Annotated in this window: 19 protein-coding genes; 16 read left to right on the forward strand and 3 right to left on the reverse strand. The window is 69.2% G+C overall.

All coding sequences use genetic code 11. From position 1 onward, the window contains the following. The first annotated feature begins 254 nt into the window (after positions 1–254). The 7 genes from D7Y11_RS07540 (at position 255) to D7Y11_RS07570 (ending at position 7,472) form a co-directional block, all read left to right on the forward strand. On the forward strand, positions 255–533 hold the full coding sequence (locus D7Y11_RS07540; protein WP_158624594.1) for a PqqD family protein: 279 nt from the start codon (positions 255–257) through the stop codon (positions 531–533). Between the two features lie 561 nt (positions 534–1,094). Next, on the forward strand, positions 1,095–1,718 hold the full coding sequence (locus D7Y11_RS07545; RefSeq protein WP_120581710.1) for a hypothetical protein: 624 nt from the start codon (positions 1,095–1,097) through the stop codon (positions 1,716–1,718). Next, positions 1,715–3,031 carry an MFS transporter gene (locus D7Y11_RS07550; protein ID WP_121754497.1) on the forward strand — a complete coding sequence of 439 codons (1,317 nt, stop codon included), beginning with the start codon at positions 1,715–1,717 and terminating at the stop codon, positions 3,029–3,031. Before D7Y11_RS07545 ends, D7Y11_RS07550 begins: the two co-directional genes overlap by 4 nt. Further along, on the forward strand, positions 3,028–5,157 hold the full coding sequence (locus D7Y11_RS07555; protein ID WP_120581316.1) for a carbohydrate binding family 9 domain-containing protein: 2,130 nt from the start codon (positions 3,028–3,030) through the stop codon (positions 5,155–5,157). The genes D7Y11_RS07550 and D7Y11_RS07555 overlap by 4 nt, the downstream gene beginning before the upstream one ends. Before the next feature lie 21 nt (positions 5,158–5,178). Continuing rightward, entirely contained in the window at positions 5,179–6,021 is an 843-nt protein-coding gene (locus D7Y11_RS07560; RefSeq protein WP_126933358.1) for a class I SAM-dependent methyltransferase, read from the forward strand. A 4-nt stretch (positions 6,022–6,025) separates the two neighbouring features. Then, positions 6,026–6,856: a DUF692 family multinuclear iron-containing protein gene (locus tag D7Y11_RS07565; protein WP_126933359.1), complete on the forward strand. Its 831-nt coding sequence runs from the start codon at positions 6,026–6,028 to the stop codon at positions 6,854–6,856. Between the two features lies 1 nt (position 6,857). Beyond that, the gene (locus D7Y11_RS07570; RefSeq protein WP_121754499.1) at positions 6,858–7,472 is read left to right on the forward strand and encodes a hypothetical protein; all 615 of its coding nucleotides are present in this window, start codon (positions 6,858–6,860) and stop codon (positions 7,470–7,472) included. 15 nt (positions 7,473–7,487) lie between these two features. Here D7Y11_RS07570 and D7Y11_RS07575 read toward each other — a convergent pair whose 3' ends face one another. Beyond that, complete coding sequence (locus D7Y11_RS07575; RefSeq protein WP_121754500.1) at positions 7,488–7,982, reverse strand: YbhB/YbcL family Raf kinase inhibitor-like protein; 495 nt, start codon at positions 7,980–7,982, stop codon at positions 7,488–7,490. A 395-nt stretch (positions 7,983–8,377) separates the two neighbouring features. Here D7Y11_RS07575 and D7Y11_RS07580 point away from each other — a divergent pair, with 395 nt between their 5' ends. The 6 genes from D7Y11_RS07580 to ychF all read left to right on the forward strand — a co-directional run bounded on the left by D7Y11_RS07580 (position 8,378) and on the right by ychF (position 12,331). Next, on the forward strand, positions 8,378–8,644 hold the full coding sequence (locus D7Y11_RS07580) for an AtpZ/AtpI family protein (RefSeq protein ID WP_121754501.1): 267 nt from the start codon (positions 8,378–8,380) through the stop codon (positions 8,642–8,644). Beyond that, entirely contained in the window at positions 8,641–9,054 is a 414-nt protein-coding gene (locus tag D7Y11_RS07585; protein ID WP_120579230.1) for a hypothetical protein, read from the forward strand. The genes D7Y11_RS07580 and D7Y11_RS07585 overlap by 4 nt, the downstream gene beginning before the upstream one ends. Next, positions 9,054–10,106 (forward strand): F0F1 ATP synthase subunit A, encoded by a 1,053-nt coding sequence (gene atpB / locus D7Y11_RS07590; RefSeq protein ID WP_121754502.1) that lies wholly within the window; start codon positions 9,054–9,056, stop codon positions 10,104–10,106. Before D7Y11_RS07585 ends, atpB begins: the two co-directional genes overlap by 1 nt. A gap of 148 nt (positions 10,107–10,254) precedes the next feature. Further along, positions 10,255–10,485, forward strand: a complete 231-nt coding sequence (locus D7Y11_RS07595) for an ATP synthase F0 subunit C (RefSeq protein ID WP_014400382.1) — start codon at positions 10,255–10,257, stop codon at positions 10,483–10,485. A gap of 142 nt (positions 10,486–10,627) precedes the next feature. After that, positions 10,628–11,176: a F0F1 ATP synthase subunit B gene (atpF, locus tag D7Y11_RS07600; protein WP_120579232.1), complete on the forward strand. Its 549-nt coding sequence runs from the start codon at positions 10,628–10,630 to the stop codon at positions 11,174–11,176. 45 nt (positions 11,177–11,221) lie between these two features. Beyond that, on the forward strand, positions 11,222–12,331 hold the full coding sequence (gene ychF, locus D7Y11_RS07605; RefSeq protein WP_120579233.1) for a redox-regulated ATPase YchF: 1,110 nt from the start codon (positions 11,222–11,224) through the stop codon (positions 12,329–12,331). A gap of 96 nt (positions 12,332–12,427) precedes the next feature. Here the strand turns inward: ychF and D7Y11_RS07610 are convergent, their stop codons facing one another. Continuing rightward, positions 12,428–12,715 (reverse strand): hypothetical protein, encoded by a 288-nt coding sequence (locus D7Y11_RS07610; protein ID WP_199753700.1) that lies wholly within the window; start codon positions 12,713–12,715, stop codon positions 12,428–12,430. A 95-nt stretch (positions 12,716–12,810) separates the two neighbouring features. Further along, positions 12,811–14,235: a citrate synthase gene (locus D7Y11_RS07615; RefSeq protein WP_126933360.1), complete on the reverse strand. Its 1,425-nt coding sequence runs from the start codon at positions 14,233–14,235 to the stop codon at positions 12,811–12,813. A 101-nt stretch (positions 14,236–14,336) separates the two neighbouring features. On the opposite strand from D7Y11_RS07615, the gene D7Y11_RS07620 reads away from it, so the two are divergent. The 3 genes from D7Y11_RS07620 to D7Y11_RS07630 are packed head-to-tail and all read left to right on the forward strand — an operon-like array spanning position 14,337 to position 16,147. Continuing rightward, positions 14,337–15,116 (forward strand): class I SAM-dependent methyltransferase, encoded by a 780-nt coding sequence (locus D7Y11_RS07620; protein ID WP_126933361.1) that lies wholly within the window; start codon positions 14,337–14,339, stop codon positions 15,114–15,116. Positions 15,117–15,130: 14 nt separating this feature from the next. Beyond that, complete coding sequence (locus D7Y11_RS07625) at positions 15,131–15,631, forward strand: cupin domain-containing protein (protein ID WP_120579236.1); 501 nt, start codon at positions 15,131–15,133, stop codon at positions 15,629–15,631. 15 nt (positions 15,632–15,646) lie between these two features. Next, on the forward strand, positions 15,647–16,147 hold the full coding sequence (locus D7Y11_RS07630; protein ID WP_120579237.1) for a hypothetical protein: 501 nt from the start codon (positions 15,647–15,649) through the stop codon (positions 16,145–16,147). Positions 16,148–16,173 lie beyond the last annotated feature (26 nt).

A 16,173-nucleotide genomic window follows, 5' to 3' on the forward strand; every position in this document is an offset into this window, starting at 1 on the left:
GAAGCCACCCCCGCCCGTCAATCGCCCACCACCGCACAACAGCCGGTCCCCGCTCTGGACCGACGCGGCGCTTCAGGACCCGGCACGTTCGCAAACCCTCTCATGATGCCCCAACCCGAATCCTTGCATGTATTGACAGGCTTTATTGGAGCATTTAGAAACATGGAATTGTAACAGCGCGGCTTGAACCGGATTCCGACGCCTTCCTGCTTCCGTCAGGAATCCCCGGGGGCCGCGCCTTCGGAGGGGATGTCTTGAATCTGCCCCGCGCGACTTCCGGCGTCATCGTCCAGCAGCAGGACGAAGCCTTCTTCCTCATGGACACCGAGGGCGGAGAGGTCTTCCGGGTGAACGAGACCGCCGCCCGCATCTTCGAGCTGTGCCAGGGCGACACGTCCCTGGAGGGGGCGGTGGCGTCGCTGGCGCTCCGGCTGGGCGCCGCGGGCCAGGAGGAGGCCATCCGCGCCGACGTCCAGCGCACCGTGACGCAGTTCCAGGAACTGGGGCTGTGCGAGCCCTCGCGCCCCGTCTGACTTTCGCCGTCCGCTGAGTGGCTTTTTCCCCTCGTGAGAGGGACAGGCCGGGCCATGTCCTGGCCCTTGGGAATCCCGTGTGCCCGGGTCGCCCCGGGTGCGCGTGATGCCAGACGTGAGACGTCTTTTCACGGCTGGAATGAAGCACCGGAGTGTTGGCAGGCAATGTCAGACCCCCTGTTCACACTCCGCCATGTTTCACCGCAGTGAACGCAGCAATCCATCCAGGAGAATCACCATGTACATCCAGTCCGAGATCGTCCGCGTGTCCGCCGCCACCGACAAGTGCACCTGCTCCAACGGCATGGTCATCGCCTCGACCACCGTGAGCGCGGAGTAGTCGCGCCCGTCGGTTCCCAAGTCCCAAACATCCATCCCAGGAGAACCACCATGTACATCCAGTCCGAGATCGTCCGCGTTTCCGCGTCGTCCGACAAGTGCACCTGCTCCAACGGCATGAGCGTGATCGTCGTCGCGGAGTAACGCGTTTCATGGCCGGGAGGAGGGCCGTGGTCCTCCTCCCGGCTGTGTCTTTCCTCTCACTCGCCGACACGCCCGCCCATGCTGCCCGCATCCACGCAGGTATTGCTCTTCACCCAGGCGGACGTCGGCGGACACGCGCTCTTTCGAGTCGTGCCCGTGGAGGTGTCCGTGCGCCCCGGCCAGGGACGGCTGTGGACGGACGTGTCGCGGGGCAATGCCTTCACCGCCGCGTGGCAGGACCATGCGCGCCACCTGTCCGCGGTGGGCCGCGCGCGCTACGCGCTGCCGTGGGATGAGACGGACCTGCACGTCTCGCCGCGCGGCCGGAACGTGACGCTGGATGGCCGGAGCGCGTCGCTGCCGCTGTTCGTCGCGTGGGTGGCGCTGCTCGCGGGCCTGCCGCTGCCGTCGCCCTTCCTGGGCACGGGCGTGGCGCTGGAGGCGCATGGGGAAAAGCTCGCGCCCGCGCCGCGCGAGTTCCTCCAGGGAAAGCTGGGCGTGGCGCAGTCCTACGTGAAGCAGGTGTTTCCGCGGGCGGACAGGGTGGCGGTGTTCGTGCCGGAGGGCAGCGGGTTCGACGCGGCGCCCCTGACGGCGCTGGACGTGCGGCCGGTGCCCACGCTCACGAAGGCGGTGGAGGCGGTGCTGGGGCTGAAGCCTCGTGCCGACGCGCCCGGCTCTGGAGAAGGGGTGGGGGGATGATCCGCCAGGGCGTGGGTGCCATCCGGGAGATGTATGGGCTGACGCGGGGGCTGGGGAACCTGCGGGTGATGCTGGGCTCGGGGCTTTTGGGCATGGCGGCCTCCGGCCTGCTCAACCCGGTGATGCCGTTGTACCTGCGCTCGCGCGGGCTGGGCTTCCAGGAGATTGGCGCGCTCTACACGGTGGGGGCGCTGCTGCCCATCTTCGTGCAGCCGGTGCTGGGGGCGCTGTCGGACCGCCATGGGCGCAAGCCCTTCGTGGTGGGCCTGTCGCTCGTCACGTCGCTGATGGTGCCGGCGGTGGCGCTGGTGGACGACCCGCAGCCGCTCGCCGCCGTGATGATCCTCAAGATGCTGCTGTCGCGCAGCGCGGCGCCGGTGTCCAACGCGATGGTGGCGGACTTCGCGCCCGCCAGGCAGCGCGCCACCCTCTTCGCGCTGCTGGATGCCACGTCGAACCTGGTGTTCGTCGCGGCGCTGTTCGCGTCCTCCGCCGTCATCCGCGCGCTGTCGGTGGCGGGCACCTTCTTCCTGGCGGGGGGCCTGTTCCTCGCGGGCAGCCTGCTGCTGCTGGGGCTGGACGAACCGGCGCGGCCCCCGCGCGCGGAGGCAGTGCGCGGTGGGGCGGGCGCTGCGTGGGGACTGGTGTTCCGGGGGCTCCTGTCGCCGTTCACCTACGTGAAGGACCGGCCGGGCGCGGCGGCGCTGTTCCTCTGGCAGTTCTTCTTCACCTTCGCGCTGGCGCTGTTCCCCACGTACCTGCCGCTGTACGCGGTGGAGCTGGGCGCGCCCCGGGAGGCCGTGGGGCCGCTGGTGGCGGCGTCGTGGCTGACGTACGCGTTCGTGCAGCCCTTCGGCGGACGGCTGTCGGACCGGCTGTCCCGGCGCGTGGGCATGATCGTGCCGGGCCTCGCGGGCATGGCGGTGATGGCCGCGGTGCTGGGGGCCGCGGGATGGCTGCCGGACGGCGCCGCGTTGATGACGCTGGTGGTGGCCTGGGTGCTGCTGGCCATCCCGGACGGCCTGCACCGCTCCTCCGCGTCCGCGCTGGTGGTGGAGCAGTCCCCGGCGCCCTCCGAGCGCGGCCGGTTCATGGGCGCGCTGGGCGCCTGCGGCGCGCTGGCCTCCGTGCTCGCGCCCGTCACCTACGGCTTCGTCGCGCAAGCAGCCGGCATCGGCAGCACGTTCCTCATTTCGTCGGTGTCCCTCGTGCTGGCGCTCGGCTGTGTGTCGCGCGTGCGCGAGGCGTCTTCACACGCCACTCCTGAACCGGCCCCCGTGGCCGCCCTCACCCCCACCTCGGAGCCTGGATGAGTCCCCTTCGCCACGTGTGTCGCTGGGGCACCGCGCTGTTGGCCGCGCTGGTGCCCACGCTGGGACACGCTGATTCGCCGTACAAGGTCACCGCGACGCGGACGCAGGCCGTCATCACCATCGACGGCAAGGGGGACGAGCCCGCGTGGCAGGAGGCCCCCGAAATCGCGGGCTGGTACCTCACGCGCGTCAACTACGGCAAGCCCGCGCCGGACGACACCAAGGTCCGCATCCTCTACGACCAGGACAACCTGTACTTCCTCTTCCACTGCATCGACTCCAAGCCGGAGCGCATCACCGGCTACACGGTGCAGAACGAAGGGTTCCTCCACCAGGAGGACAACATCACCATCATCCTGGACACGTTCCTGGACCACCGGAACGCGTACTACTTCTGGACCAACCCGCTGGGCGTGCGCACCGACGGGCGCATCGTGGATGACGGCGAGGCCTTCTCCACCAACTGGCGAGGGGAGTGGGAGACGAAGTCCACCATCGTGAAGGACGGGTGGATTTCGGAGGTGCGCATCCCGTTCGCCAACTTCCAGTTCGAGGCCAAGGACGAGATGTCCTTCGGCATGCTCCTGGACCGCGAACAGTCGCGCAACCAGGAGTGGAGCAACTGGACGCCGGACGGCGTCAACAGCGCGAAGGTGAGCCGCTACCCGCACCTGGAGGGGCTCAAGGGCATCAAGCCGCGCTCCATCTTCAGCATCACCCCGTACGTGGCCACCACGGTGGCGCTCAAGACCACGGACGACCGGGGCGTCTTCCGTCCCAACGTGGGCGCGGACGCGCGCATCGACCCGACGCCCTGGCTGTCGGTGAAGCTCACCGCCAACCCGGACTTCAGCGACGCGGAAGCCGACCAGAGCTTCCTCCTCCTGGACACGGACATGCCGCTCTTGCCTGAGCGCCGCGCGTTCTTCACGGAGAGCGAGCACCTCTTCATCGCGCCCATCAACGTCTTCACCTCGCGCCGCATCGCGCTGCGGCCGCATGACCGGGTGTGGGGCGGCCTGCAGCTCACCGGCAAGCTGGGGGGCTTGAGCTTCTCGATGATGGACGTGCAGCACCGCGACCTCACCGGCCGGGACGCCAACGGCCGCGAGGTCTTCGAGAACGTCAACTCCGGCGTCATCCGCTTGCAGCAGGACATCGGCAAGCGGTCGATGATCTCCCTGGTGGCGCTCAACCGCAGCGGTCGGGGCGGGTTGTTCGGGGACTCGGACTTCCAGACGGTGGGCGTGGACGGCAACTTCCACCTCTTCGAGGAGTTCTTCATCCAGGCGCAGGCGCTGAAGAGCTGGAGCCCGCTGGGCAACGAGGACTCGGACGCGTACCACGTGGGCCTGCACCGCTTCGACACGCTGTCGGAGTTCTGGTTGCAGTTCGAGGACATCGGGAAGAACTACGCGAACCCGCTGGGCTGGACGCCGGTGGTGGACAAGCAGGGCTACAACTCGCGCCTGTTCCTGAACCCGTTCCCCGGGTGGCGCTTCCTGCCCCGGCTGGACATGACGTGGGACTCGCTGTGGCGCCGCAACCACGAGGGCGAGCGCACGCGCTGGCGCAACCGCCTCAACGTGCAGCCCTACCTGCACCACGACTTCGCGCTCTACCTGGAGGGCATCTACGACGACAACCTGGGCTTCCGGGACCGGCTGGGCACGTTTGGCTTCACCCTGTTCCCGCACGACTGGCAGAGCTACACGCTGACGGCCGTCGCCGGCCGCTTCCTGGGCGGAGAGATTCGCGGCTTCAACGGCGCGGTGAACATGAAGGTGGGGCCGCACATCGTCGCGCGCTTCAGCGGCTTCTACACGCGCAACTTCAATGTGCCCACGAACAGCGACCTCTACGGCACGTCCGGGGACGGCTACAGCTTCTCCGGCTACGCGCAGCTGCGCTACCACTTCAGCCCGGACCTCTACGCGCGCCTGACGTTGCAGAAGGGCGGCGTGTACGAGCTGGCGGACTACAACTCCGTGAAGGGCACGTTCCTGGACGCGATGGTGGGGTGGCACTACCGCCAGTGGAGCGACATCTTCCTCGTCTACACGGATCAGCCCTTCGGCGGCTCCCAGGAGCGGCGGATCCTCTCGAAAATCTCCTTCAACTACTGACCTGTCCCAAGGGCCATTCGCATGACCTCCGCCGACCCGCAGAGCCTCAAGCGCCGCTACGACGAGGTGTCCCCGAAGTACGACCAGGGCGCGCCGGACGCCACGGCCATCAAGCTGTTCTGGCTGACGTACGAGCACCTCACCTGGAAGCCGGTGGAGGCGCTGCTGCCGAAGGACGGCACGGCCTGGCGCGTGTTGGACGCGGGCGGCGGGGGCGGCAAGTTCGGCACGCGCTTCGCGCAAGCCGGGCACCACGTCACCGTGCTGGACATCTCTCCGGGCATGCTGGACGGCGCCAGGGCCCAGTTCGCCGCGAAGGGGCTGCTGGACCGCGTGTCTTTCGTGGAGGGGAACGTCGCGGCGCTGGAGCTGCCGGGCGCGGCCTTCGACCTGGTCTTCTGCGAAGGCGACCCGGTGTCGTACTGCCTGGACGCGTACCCGCGCGCGGTGAAGGAGCTGGTGCGCGTGGCGAAGCCGGGCGCGCCGGTGGTGCTGGGCGTGGACAACCGCTACGAGGCCTTCTCCGGCTACCTGAAGCTGGGCAAGCCGCAGGAGGCCTTCCGCACGCTCCACGACGGCCGCACGACCTGCCCGTATGGCCTGCCGGTGCATGCCTTCACGGTGCGCGAATTGGAGCACGCGGTAGCGGATGCGGGCGCGGAGTTGCTGGAGATCTTCGGCAAGCCGGTGATGTTCTTCGACATGCTCAAGGCGATGGCGGCCGCGCAGGGCGGCACCGAGGAGAAGCCGTGGGACGCGTGGGCCGCGCGCGAGGAGATACTGGCGTTGCAGGAGAAGCTGGCGCACGAGGGCTTCGCCGTCCTGGGACAGCACTTCCAGGTGATGGCGCGGCGCAAGGGCTGAAGCCATGGGTCTTCCCTTCCTGGGCGTGGGGCTCAGCTATCGCTGGGACCTCAATCCGCACCTGGCGCGTGGCAACCCCGGCGTGGACTGGCTGGAGGTGACGCCCGAGCACTTCCTGCCGCTCACGCCGGACTCGGAGCGGCGGCTGGAGTTGCTCGCGAAGCGCTATCCCCTGGTGGGCCACAGCCTGGAGCTGTCGGTGGGCTCGGACGGCGTGGACGCGCCCGGCTACCGCGACGGTTTGAAGCGCGTCCGTCAGCTCACCCGGAGCGTCTGGCACGGAGACCACCTGTGCTTCACGCGCGTGGGGAACCTGCCCCTGCGCGCGCTGACGCCGGTGCCGCTGACGGAGGAGGCGGTGGCCACGTGCGTGCGCAACGTGAAGGCGGCGCGGGCGGACCTGGACGTGCCGTTCGTGGTGGAGAACATCGCGTATCTCTTCCACACGCCGCTCAACACGTTGGATGAAGCGGAGTTCCTGCGCCGCGTGGTGGAGGGCGCGGACTGCGGACTGTTGTTGGACTTGCACAACCTCTATTGCAACGCGGTCAACCACGGGTTCGATCCGTATGCCTTCCTGGACCGGCTGCCATTGGAGCGCGTGGTGCAGGTGCACCTGGCGGGAGGCGTCACGATGGAGGGATTGAGATTGGACAGCCACTCCGCGCCGTCACCGGAGGAGGTGTGGCGCCTGTTGGAATACGTCGCGCCACGCAGCCCGGTGCGCGGGGTGAACTTCGAGATGGACAGCGGCTTTCCTCCCTTCGCGCAGCTGGTGGAGGAGCTGGCCCGCGCTCGCGCCATCCTCCAGCGCTGCGGCGCGAGCGCGGCTTGAGATGAGCTATCCACGAACGTTGGAAGTCCTGGCGCGGCTGCACGTGGATCCCCGCTTCCGTGAAGCGTGGCGCGGCGATGCACCCAAGGCCCTGGCCCCGCTGGACCTGACGTCGTTGGAGGTGGAGGCACTCCAACGGGTGGATCCGGTGGTGGTGGAGCGCGCCGGCAGGATGATGGACTTCCACCGCACCGAGCGCGTGCGCGAACAGCTCGCCTGGGTGGACGAAGCGAAGCGGCCAGAGCTGGGCCCGCTGCGAGCGCGCTTCCTCCAGGACGTGCTGCCTGAAGTGCTCAACCGCGAGGAGGCCATCGCGTACTGCCGCTTCCTGGAAGCGGGCGAGCACGCCCCGCACGCGAAGCTCCTCCAGCGTCTGCCCGCCTACGTGCCACAGCTGGCGCGGTGCGAACGGCTGCGCCTGTCGCTCGCGTGGGGTCTTGCCCCCATGCCGGCGTCAGGCCCGTTCGTGGAGTCCTTCGACTACCCGGTGCTCACGCTGCTCGCCGCGCTGGACGCGCCGGGCTGGCCCCTGGTGGAGCCGAAGCCCACGCGCGTGGAGTACCTCAAGGTGCCCCACCTGCCCGCCGTGATGCTGCGCGAGCTGCCGTCACCTTGAGGTGCCCCGTGCGCCTCAATGCTTGCGGTGGTGCGTCTTCTCGTAGGTGCCCATGAGCTGGGTCTCCCCCACGATGTGACCCTCCATCGCCTTGAGCAGCTGCGTGCGGTTGGGCTGGTTCAGGTCCGGCAGCACCGTGTCCAGGGCGTACAGCTTGAAGAAGTACCGGTGGCTGCCGATGGGCGGCATGGGGCCACCGTAGTCCTGCCGGTTGAAGTCGTTGCGCCCAAGCCGCACCCCGTCCGGCAGCACGTCCAGGGTCGCCCCGTCCGGGATGTTCTGGGCGTTGATCGGGAGGTTATAAAGGACCCAGTGGCAGAAGGTGCGCTGGGGGTTCGCCGGGTCCGGCGCGTCCGGGTCCTCCACGATGAGCGCCAGGCTCTTGGCCCCGGCGGGGAGGTTCTCCCAGTGCAGGGGAGGCGCCTTGTCGTCGCCCTCACCGGTGTAGGCGATGGGGATGGGCGTCCCGTCCTTGAACTTCGGCGAGGTGAGCTCGAGCGGCTTCGGCATGCGTGACTCCTTGGGCATGAACGGCCAACGTGACCCCTGCCAAGCTGGCGATGACGGAGTCCCGGTGCTGAGAGACGGAGGGCGCTCCGCCCGGCCGCCCGTCACCTCCCCCATGCTCCGGCGACCCCCTGCCGCCGCTGATCCACCGGGCGCCCCCAGGGCCGCCTGCTCCTTTGAGCCCCTGCTATAGAGGAGAAACCACCCCTCCGGCCCCGGCGCCGTGGTAGCTGCGCTTGCGGGTGCCGCAACCGCTGCTGGCGGTGGGGTGCCCCGCGCCCCCGTACCGGTTGCACGCGCCGCTCATTCGGTGCTAAGCGGCGCCCGCGCGTGTATGGGCGGGGTCGGGGTTGGTGAAGGAAACCCAAGACTTTCCCGGGGTTTGGTGAGGCGTCCGCATGGCAGACCAGGAGCCTCGGAAGCAGGCGGACGCGCCGGGCAGTGAGCTGGGCGAGACGGCCCGGCAGATGCGGGCGGCGGAGCCGTACATCTCCGCGGTCTGGAAGCTGGTGGGCGGGGCGGTGGTGGGGGTCCTGGGAGGATACTTCCTGGACAAGTGGCTGGGGACGTCGCCCTGGCTGCTCCTGGGCTTGAGCCTGGTGGGGATTGGCGTGGGGTTCTACAGCTTCCTCCATGCGATGACGCGGCTGGGGAAGCGCAAGTGACGGGGACGGGCGGACAGCCGAAGCGGGACCCGTTCTGGACGCACGCGGGGCTGGCGGCGGCGGTGATGGGCGTGGGCGCGGTGGTGGCGGCGGCGCTGCCGAAGGTGACGGAGGACCGGGTCGCCGCGCTGCTGGGCGTGGGAATCGCGGCGATGACGGGCGTGCTGGCGCTGGTGCTGAAGCGGCGCGCGTCGTTGCAGGCGGATTTGAAGGCGGCGTTGAAGGTGGTCGGTGTGGTCTTCGCCCTCAGGGGCGTGGGCGTGGGGATTGGGCTGGCGTGGGTGGTGTCCCGGAATTTGAGCGCGATCGCGTTCGTGGGCGGCTTCTTCGGCGTCTACTTCGCGCTGCAGTGGATTGAAGTCAGCTACGTGATGGCCGCGTCGAAAGACACGGCGGGCGGAGACGAGTGATGCGCAAGGCAATGGTGCTGTTCGCCTGTCTGTTCGCGGGCGTCGTATGGGCCTCCGACCAGGCCGGCGAGCACGGCTACGCGAACGAGGACAAGGACGCCGAGGGCGATGACGTCGCCGGCTACATCCTCCACCACGTGTCCGACTCGAACGAGTACGAGTTCGAGATCCCCCTCAGCAACAACCACATCCCCATCCACCTGCCGCAGATCCTCATCCCGCTGAAGGATGGCGCCTGCACGCCGGTGGCGGATCCGCACGGCGGCGGTCACGGCGAGGTCTACCCGGGCCTGGGCGCCGGCTGCCTGGACCTCTCCATCACCAAGCACACGGTGATGATGTGGCTGGCGGCGCTGCTGCTCATCGGCGCGCTGCTCATCTGGAGCAACCGCGACAAGACGAAGCTCGTGCCGCGCGGCGCCGGGGCGAACCTCTTCGAGATGCTCGTGCTGTTCGTGCGCGACGAGCTGGCCATCAAGAACATCGGCAAGGAGGAGGGCCCCCGCTACGTGCCCTACCTGCTCACCGCGTTCTTCTTCATCCTCTTCATGAACCTGCTGGGCCTGTTCCCCTGGATGGCGACCGCCACGGGCAACATCGCCGTCACGTGCGGCCTGGCGCTGTGCACCTTCTTCGTCACGCAGGCGGCGGGCATCCGCGCCGCGGGCATCGGTGGCTACCTGAAGCACCTGACGGGCGGCGTGGCCCCCTGGCTGTGGCCCATCATGATTCCGGTGGAGGTCCTGGGCCTGTTCACCAAGCCCTTCGCGCTCACCATCCGTCTCTTCGCCAACATGCTGGCGGGCCACATCGTCATCTTCTTCCTGCTGGGCCTCATCTTCATGCTCCGCAACCCCGCGGTGGCGCTGGTGAGCGTGCCGTTCGCCTTCGGCATCTACCTGCTGGAGCTGTTCGTGGCCTTCGTGCAGGCGTACGTGTTCACCATGCTGTCGGCGCTGTTCATCGGGATGAGCGTGGCCATGGGCCACCACCACGACGAGCACCACGAAGGTGACAAGAGCCACGACCACGGCAAGGCGCACCACGCCTGAGCCGGACAAGTTGACGGGGCGCACGTCTTTGTGACGGCGCGCTCCGGTTGAAGACCCGGCGGTTCGAAAGGCCGCCGGAGGTAGTCCTAAAGGGATTTCACGACCCCCCCACAAGCGGGTCCCGCCTCACGAAAGAAGACGTGCTCCCATGACCAACATCGCTCTCGCGTTCCTCGCCGCCGGTATCGGCGCGGGTCTCTCCATCATCGGCGCCGCCCTCGGCATCGGCAAGCTGGCCGCCGCCGCCATGGACGCCACGGGCCGTCAGCCGGCCGCCGGCGGCGACATCCGCACCACGATGATCATCGCCGCGGCGCTCATCGAAGGCGCCACGCTGTTCGCGCTGGTCGTCTGCATCCTGCTCGCCATCAAGGTCTGAGTCAGGGCGTTGGTGTCACCGGGAGCCGGCGTCCTCTTCGGGAAGAAGGGGCGCCGGCGTTCCGGCTCGCAGTACCGCCGTACCGTCGCACCTGAAGTCTCCCGCATCCTCCCTCTGTCTTTTCGCTTCACCGGGACCCGCCATGTTCCTGCCCTCAGTCCTCGCCGCCAGCAGCTTCGTGGAGGTCCGTCCGGGCCTCATCTTCTGGACCATCGTCACCTTCGTCATCGTCCTGCTGGTGCTGCGGGCGAAGGCGTGGGGGCCCATCCTGTCGCTCGTCGAGGAGCGCGAGAAGCAGATCACCAACGCCATCGAGAGCGCGAAGCGTGAGCGCGCCGAGGCGGAGAAGCTGCTCGCCGACCAGAAGACGGCCATCGCCGAGGCCCGCCGCGAGGCCGCGGAGACCACCCGCCGCGTGCAGGCGGACATGGAGAAGTTCCGCGACGAGCTGATGGCCAAGAGCCGCAAGGAGGCGGAGGAGCTGAAGCAGTCCGCCCGCCGCGAGATTGACGACCAGAAGGCCAAGGCCATCGCGGAGGTCCGCTCCATGGCCGTGGACCTGGCCATGGAAGTGGCCGGCAAGCTCATGAGCGAGCGCATGGACGACGCCAAGCACCGCGCGCTGGCCGAGCAGTTCGTGCAGGGCCTGCCCGGCGCCACCAGCGCCTCGGCGACCCGCCGCTCGGCCTAACGGCCGGGAGTCTTCCGCCGCGCCCGCCTGTTCCAGGAATCCATCATGGCTCTCTCCATTGGCATCGTCGGTCTGCCCAACGTGGGCAAGTCCACCCTGTTCAACGCCCTGTCCGCCGCGGGCGCTCAGGCGGCGAACTATCCGTTCTGCACCATCGAGCCGAACGTGGGCGTGGTGCCGGTGCCGGACGACCGCCTGGACCAGCTGTCGGCGCTCGTCAAGCCGCTGAAGAAGATCCCCACGTCGCTGGAGTTCGTGGACATCGCCGGCCTGGTGCGCGGCGCGTCCAAGGGCGAGGGCCTGGGCAACCAGTTCCTGGGGAACATCCGGCAGGTGAACGCGGTGCTCCACGTGCTGCGCTGCTTCGAGGACGACAACGTCACTCACGTCGAGGGAGGCGTGAACCCGGTGCGGGACCGGGACGTGGTCGACACGGAGCTGTGCCTCAAGGACCTGGAGACCGTGGAGAAGCGCCGCGAGCGCTCGCTGAAGAACACCAAGATGGGTGGCAAGGCGGGCGACGAGGCGAAGGCCGAGGTCGCGCTGCTGGACCGCATCAAGGCGAAGCTGGATGAAGGCCTCACGGTGCGCGCGCAGAAGCTCACCGACGACGAGAAGGCGGCCATCCAGGACCTGTTCCTGCTGACGGACAAGCCCGTGCTGTACGTGGCGAACATCAGCGAAGGGCAGATTGGCAAGGAAGACAGCGACCCGCGCGTGCAGCAGGTGCGCGACATGGCCGCCAAGGAGGGCGCGGGCGTGGTGGTGCTGGCGGCGGCGCTGGAGTCGGAAATCCAGCAGCTCGCCGAGGCCGACCGCCCTGGCTTCCTGGCGGACTCCGGCCTGACGGAGCCCGGCCTGAACAAGGTGGTTCGCGAGGGCTACAAGCTGCTGGGCCTGTGGACGTACTTCACGGTGGGCGAGCAGGAGTGCCGCGCGTGGACCATCCACAAGGGCTTCAAGGCGCCGCAGGCGGCGGGCGTCATCCACTCCGACTTCGAGCGCGGCTTCATCAAGGCGGAAGTCTTCGGGTGGACGGACCTGGTGAAGCTGGGCAGCGAGGCGGCGGTGAAGGAGAAGGGCCTGCTGCGCGTGGAAGGCAAGGAGTACGTCGTGCAGGACGGCGACTGCATGCACTTCCGCTTCAACGTCTGACGCGGGACTGCTTCCGCTGTTGGAAGTGACGACGGGCGCTGCCTTCCACTCACGGAAGGAGCGCCCGTTTCGTTTGCTAGCGGGGACCGCTCATCCCTAGCGGGGACCGCTCATCCACGTGTAGCCCCAGAGGCCCACGGCCAGCGCGGCCAACACGGTGGAGAGGATGGCGGAGCGCCTCGTGCGGCCGGCGGGGTCCGGGTGGTTCAGGGCGTACTTCCACACGCCGCCCACGCGCAGGGCCAGGAAGAGGGCGAGGAGGACGGGGCCGACGAGCTGCCAGCCCTCAGGGCGCTTGAGGATGACGATCCACGAGGCGATGAAGGCCACGTTGCCGAGCAACATCAGGGCGGGATAGGGCAGGGTCGGACGGGAGGTGCTCACGGGGCTGCCAGTGTGTGCACGGGAGCCCGGAGCGCCAAACGGAAAGCCGCGCGGCGTGCACGCCATGTGACAGCCGCCCGTCATGTTTCAGGGTGCTACCGGGCCGGGGGCTCCACGTAGCGGGCGCGGGGGCGGAGCAGGTGGCCCTGTTCACGCTGCTCCAGGACATGGGCGACCCAGCCCGCGGTGCGGCCCAGGCTGAACAGCACGGTGGCGGCGCCGGAAGGCAGGCCCAGCGCGTCCGCGAGCATCACCAGGCCCCAGTCCAGGGACGGGGGCGGATGGCCGGCGTCCCGCATGGTGTCCATGACGGCGCGGGCCACGCGGACCTTGGGTGCTTCGGGCTTCACGCTCGACGCGGCGGCGACGAGCGGTGGCGTGCGCGGGTCTCCCTTCAGGTAGAGGCGGTGGCCGAAGCCCGTCACGGCTTCACCCCGGCGCAGTCGTCCGTGGACGACCTGCGCGGCGCGCTCCGGACGGCCGACCTCCGCGATGAGCGCTTCCACCCGGTCGCAGGCGCCGCCGTGACGGTGGCCGGAGATGGCCGCGAGCGCCGCGCTGATGCACGCGTACAGGTCCGCGCCGGAGGACGCTGTCACGCGGGCCGCGAAGGTGGAGGTGTTCAGCTCGTGGTCCGCGCAGAGCACCAGCGCCAGGTTGATCAGCTCCGCGGTCCGCTTCGGCTTCGCGTCCCAGGCCGTGGCGAGTGAAGCGGCCACCGTGGGCTCCTTCAATGCTCGCGACACGCGGCTGGGAGCCTGGGCCACGCAGACCCACGCGCCCAGGTGACGGATGATCCGACGTGCGCGGAGCATGTCCTGTTCCACGGGAGCGGCGAAGCGGCCCGCGTCACTCGCGGCGAGGAGCGGCACCAGCGCGGCCAGGGAGGACAGGGGCGGAGTGTCTCGCGGGAGCATCGCTGCGAGAGCGCTGGGGGACACGAGCAGCGCGTCCCTGGTCTCTGAAGCGACGCGCTCCGAGGCCGACTGCCGCGTGTCTCGCGAAGGTGCGCCACTGCGCTCCGAGGACGATGACCGCGTGTTTCGCACCGACGGCTCTGTGGTCCCAACGGTGTCCCACGGTGCTTCCGGTGCGGGCCACGTCGTGGCCTCCAGTGGCAGATGCCCGGTCCACAGCAGCTCCGCCACGTCCTCGAAGCGGTGGCCTTGTGTGGCCAGCTCCACCGCGTCGTGGCCCCGGTAGGAGAGTCCCTCCTCGCTGATGCGCGACACCGACGAGTCGATGACGGGCTCGCCCCAGCGCAGGGCTCCGGAGGCCACCGCCGCGTGGCCCGCGCGGGCGTCGTGGCGCGTCTTCAACCGCTCCACGTCCGCGCGCAGATAGCGGTTCTCCTTCGTGCCCTTCTCCGGCACGCACCGCACGAGCCCCCGGCTCACGTACGTGTAGAGCGTCGCTCGCTTTACCCCCAGCAGGGCCGCCGCCTCCTCCGCGCGCAGCAACTCCTCCTCAACTGGATGGTCGAATCGAGATTGAGAACGTCCCCCTGCACGACGCACCATGTTTCGCGTGCCTCCCTGGAGCGGAGTCTCGACTCGACTGGACCCTCCTGTCGAGCTGAGCCTCCCCATGGCCGAGGCATGACCTGGCGGGGAGAACGACCATGAACGTGGACTTCGGACGCACGTCGTCGGACTACGCGAAACACCGGGCAGGCTTCCCGGAGGCCTTCTACACACGGCTCGAACAGGACGGCGTGCTGACGTCTGGCCTGCGCGTGCTCGACCTGGGCACCGGCACCGGCACCGTCGCGCGCAACCTGGCCCGGCGCGGCTGCGACGTCACCGCCCTGGATGTGTCCGCGCCGCAGCTGGAGGCCGCGGCACAACTCTCTCGCGACGAGGGCCTCCGCGTGGACTTCCGTGAAGCGCCCGCGGAGAACACCGGCCTGCCTTCGGGTTCCTTCGACCGTGTGTTCGCGGGCCAGTGCTGGCACTGGTTCGACCGCGCCGCCGCCGCGCGCGAGGTCTTCCGCCTGCTCAAGCCCGGCGGGAAGCTCATCCTCTGCCACTTCGACTGGACGGCCCTGCCCGGCAACCTGCTGGAGGCCACCGAGGCCCTGGTGGAGGAGTTCAGCCCTCGCGTCAAACTGGCCGTCGACCACTTCGGACAAGGCGTGGGCATCTACCCGCAGTGGTTCCGCGACGTGGGCGTGGCCGGTTTCCAGTCCCTCACGTCCTTCACCTTCGACACGCTCACGCCCTACACCCACGAAGCGTGGCGCGGGCGGATGCGCGCCAACGCGCGGATTGGCGCCATGCTCCCTCCAGAGCAGGTGGCCCGCTTCGACGCCGCGCTGGCCGCGCTCCTCACCGCGCGCTTCCCCCAGGAGCCGATGTCCGTTCCCCACCGCGTGTTCGCGCTCGTCGCGGAGCGCCCGTGAAACAGGAGTCCGCCATGGCCTCGCCCCACCTCATCCACGCCGAAGACGTTCCCTGGACCGAGCTCGCCCACGGCAGCCGCGTGGCGCTCAAGCGCAAGCAACTGGGCGCCGCCGCGCATGGGCACAAGCTCGGGTGCAGCCTGGTGGAGCTTCCTCCGGGCCGCCGCTCGTGGCCGCTGCACTACCACCTGGGCAATGAAGAGGCCGTCTATGTCCTGTCCGGCACGGGCTCGCTGCGCCTGGGGACGGAGACGCTGCCCGTGCGCGAAGGGGACTACGTCGCGCTGCCGCCGGGCGCGGAGTGCGCGCACCAGCTCATCAACGACGGCGCGGAGCCGCTGCGCTACCTGTGCTTCTCCACCATGGAGGCGCCGGACGTGCTCGTGTACCCGGACTCGAAGAAGGTGGGCGTCTTCGCGGGCGCCGCGCCCGGAGGTGACAAGGCCGCGCGCACGCTGATGGCGTACCTGCCCCTGGACGCGCAGGTGGATTACTGGGAGGGCGAGGAGCCCTGATAGGGTGGCCCGGCCATGGCCTCCCTGCTGGATGCGCTCGACCGCGAGCGGCTGCTCAAGGATTCCGCCGCCGCGTCCGGGCTCGTACCCAAGGGCGAGCCTCCCCACGTGTCGCTGCTGCGGCTGTGCGACGCGGGCCTGCTCGAGGGCGGGCTCGCCGTGGGGTATGGCGTCCGACCGGATGAGCTGGTGGGCCCCCTCACCGCGGCCATGGGCGGCGCGGCCCGGAAGTTCAAGGTCGTGGACGTGCGCGAGCGCCCCGTGCTGGAACTGCACGTCGCGGCGGGCGACGTCACGGAGCGCTGGGAGGTGGAGGACGTGTCCGCGCTCGTGCACAACCTCAACGACCTGTACCGCGACGCGGCCGACGTGCGCGCGGTGGCCGTGCTGGGGGAGTGGGAGGACTCGCTCCAACTGCTCTGCGTCGAGCGCCGCGCCCTGGGACGGCTCCTGCGGCAGCCCTTCTTCGCGCCCGTCAACGCGCGGGGGCTCCAGGACCTGATTCCGTCCCGCTGAAGCGGCTGGGCCACCCTCGACCCCGG

Source organism: Corallococcus sp. AB018 (assembly GCF_003986945.1).
Taxonomy (GTDB): Bacteria; Myxococcota; Myxococcia; order Myxococcales; family Myxococcaceae; genus Corallococcus; species Corallococcus exiguus.

Excerpts from the sequence above, each read along its gene's own strand:
- D7Y11_RS07560 (WP_126933358.1), top strand. The coding sequence starts at position 5,179 with ATGACCTCCGCCGACCCGCAGAGCCTCAAGCGCCGCTACGACGAGGTG.
- D7Y11_RS07580 (WP_121754501.1), top strand. The coding sequence starts at position 8,378 with ATGGCAGACCAGGAGCCTCGGAAGCAGGCGGACGCGCCGGGCAGTGAG.
- D7Y11_RS07575 (WP_121754500.1), bottom strand. The coding sequence starts at position 7,982 with ATGCCGAAGCCGCTCGAGCTCACCTCGCCGAAGTTCAAGGACGGGACG.
- D7Y11_RS07595 (WP_014400382.1), top strand. The coding sequence starts at position 10,255 with ATGACCAACATCGCTCTCGCGTTCCTCGCCGCCGGTATCGGCGCGGGT.
- D7Y11_RS07570 (WP_121754499.1), top strand. The coding sequence starts at position 6,858 with ATGAGCTATCCACGAACGTTGGAAGTCCTGGCGCGGCTGCACGTGGAT.
- D7Y11_RS07550 (WP_121754497.1), top strand. The coding sequence starts at position 1,715 with ATGATCCGCCAGGGCGTGGGTGCCATCCGGGAGATGTATGGGCTGACG.
- ychF (WP_120579233.1), top strand. The coding sequence starts at position 11,222 with ATGGCTCTCTCCATTGGCATCGTCGGTCTGCCCAACGTGGGCAAGTCC.
- D7Y11_RS07555 (WP_120581316.1), top strand. The coding sequence starts at position 3,028 with ATGAGTCCCCTTCGCCACGTGTGTCGCTGGGGCACCGCGCTGTTGGCC.
- D7Y11_RS07615 (WP_126933360.1), bottom strand. The coding sequence starts at position 14,235 with ATGGTGCGTCGTGCAGGGGGACGTTCTCAATCTCGATTCGACCATCCA.
- D7Y11_RS07565 (WP_126933359.1), top strand. The coding sequence starts at position 6,026 with ATGGGTCTTCCCTTCCTGGGCGTGGGGCTCAGCTATCGCTGGGACCTC.
- D7Y11_RS07620 (WP_126933361.1), top strand. The coding sequence starts at position 14,337 with ATGAACGTGGACTTCGGACGCACGTCGTCGGACTACGCGAAACACCGG.
- D7Y11_RS07545 (WP_120581710.1), top strand. The coding sequence starts at position 1,095 with ATGCTGCCCGCATCCACGCAGGTATTGCTCTTCACCCAGGCGGACGTC.
- atpF (WP_120579232.1), top strand. The coding sequence starts at position 10,628 with ATGTTCCTGCCCTCAGTCCTCGCCGCCAGCAGCTTCGTGGAGGTCCGT.
- D7Y11_RS07630 (WP_120579237.1), top strand. The coding sequence starts at position 15,647 with ATGGCCTCCCTGCTGGATGCGCTCGACCGCGAGCGGCTGCTCAAGGAT.
- D7Y11_RS07625 (WP_120579236.1), top strand. The coding sequence starts at position 15,131 with ATGGCCTCGCCCCACCTCATCCACGCCGAAGACGTTCCCTGGACCGAG.
- atpB (WP_121754502.1), top strand. The coding sequence starts at position 9,054 with ATGCGCAAGGCAATGGTGCTGTTCGCCTGTCTGTTCGCGGGCGTCGTA.